Consider the following 1,933-nt stretch of genomic DNA (forward strand, 5'->3'; position numbering starts at 1 on the left):
GATGGCGCCGCGCGGGTTCTCGTTGTACAGCGAGACGTTCCCGCCCGTGACCGGCGTCTCCAGGGCGCGGCACGCTTCACCGATCCCGCGGATGGCCTCGGAAAGCTGGTAGTACACCTCAGGCTTGAGCGGGTTGCCGAAGTTGAGGTTGTCGGTCACCGCACGGGGCAGGGCGCCGGAGCAGACCAGGTTGCGCGCTGCCTCCGCCACTGCGATTACGCCGCCGCGATAGGGGTTGAGGTACACGTAACGCCCGTTGCAGTCCACCGTGGCCGCCACGGCCTTGCGCGTGCCTCGCAGCCGCAGCACCGCCGCGTCGGAGCCGGGCCCGACGATGGTGTTCGTGCGGACCGTGCTGTCGTACTGTTGGTAGACCCAGCGCTTGGACGCGATGGTGGGCGAGTCCAGCAGCGCCCGCAGCGTCCACGCCGGGTCCGCCTCTTCCGGTAGATGCTGGAGCGTCGATGCATCCCATCCGCGCAGCTTCGCGATCTCGGGAGATTCGACGCCTTCGCGCGTGTACGTGGGGCAGCCGGTGACCAGCGGCTCGCCGGGAATCTCCACGACCACGATGCCATTCTCGCGCACCACGTAGTTGCCCGTGTCCGTCACGCGGCCGATGGTCTCCGCGTCCAGGTCCCAGCGGCCCAGGATGGAACGAACGTCCTCCTCGTGCCCGTTCTTGGCGACGACGAGCATGCGCTCCTGAGTCTCGGACAGCAGGATCTCGTACGGCCTCATCCCGGTCTCGCGGACGGGCACGGCGGTGATCTCGATGTCCACGCCCGTGCCGCCCCGCGCCGCCATCTCGGTCGACGACGAGACGAGGCCCGCCGCGCCCATGTCCTGGATGCCGACGATGTGGCCGGAGCGGATCAGCTCCAGCGAGGCCTCCAGCAGCAGCTTCTCGGTGAAGGGGTCGCCCACCTGCACCATGGGCCGCTTGGCCTCGCTCTCCGCGCTCAGCTCGGCCGAGGCGAAGGTGGCGCCGTGGATGCCGTCGCGCCCCGTCTTCGCCCCCACGGCCATGATCGCGTTGCCCACGCCTTCCGCCACGCCCTTTATCAGCTCGTCGGCCCGCAGCAGGCCCACGCACATGGCGTTGACCAGCGGGTTGCCCTCGTACGCGGCGTCGAAGTAGACCTCGCCGGCCACGGTGGGGATGCCCACGCAGTTGCCGTAGTCGCCCACGCCTTTCACCACGCCCGCGAACAGGTAGCGCACCCGGTCGCCCTCCGCCCCGTCCAGCTCGCCGAAACGGAGAGAGTTGAGCATGGCGATGGGGCGCGCGCCCATGGTGAACACGTCGCGGAGGATGCCGCCCACGCCGGTCGCCGCGCCCTGGTACGGCTCCACGGCCGACGGGTGGTTGTGCGACTCGATCTTGAACGCCACCGCCAGCCCGTCGCCCACGTCGATCACGCCCGCGTTCTCGCCCGGGCCCTGGAGGACCCACGGCGCCTCGGTGGGCAGCTTCTTCAGCAGCGGCCGCGAGTTCTTGTAGCCGCAGTGCTCGCTCCACATGGCGCTGAACACGCCCAGCTCGGTGTACGTGGGCTCGCGGCCCAGGATGCCGAGGATCAGGTCGTACTCGTACGTGGAAAGCCCGTGGTCCGCGACCAGCTCGGGGCTGATCGCGGGGTCTCCGGGGCGGGTCTGGACGGACACTGGGCTCCTCAGCAGCGGGGTTCGGGAGATGCGGGGCCGCTCAGCGCGCCGGCGGCGGAATCGGCGTGGTCGGCACCGGAGTCGTCGGCGCGGGGATCGGCGCCGTCGGGTATCCGGGCGTGCCCGGCGGCACCGTGGCCGGCTCGCTGCCGGTCGTCGGCGCGGGCTGCCGCGCCGGGATCGGCGTCGGATAGCCCGGCGTTCCCGCGGGCACGCGGGCCGGCTCGGCGCCCGTCGTCGGCGCGGGGTCCGGAAGCCGCTGGCG

General features: G+C 71.3%; 2 protein-coding genes. Both read right to left on the bottom strand.

What is annotated here, in order from left to right:
- On the bottom strand, positions 1-1,668 hold a 1,668-nt coding region (gene purL, locus VFE05_07290), incomplete at its 3' end, for a phosphoribosylformylglycinamidine synthase subunit PurL (protein ID HET6229860.1).
- Between the two features lie 40 nt (positions 1,669-1,708).
- Positions 1,709-1,933: hypothetical protein (locus VFE05_07295; GenBank protein ID HET6229861.1), on the bottom strand; the 225-nt coding region annotated here is incomplete at its 5' end.

It is taken from the genome of Longimicrobiaceae bacterium (assembly GCA_035696245.1).
Taxonomy (GTDB): domain Bacteria; phylum Gemmatimonadota; class Gemmatimonadetes; order Longimicrobiales; family Longimicrobiaceae; genus DASRQW01.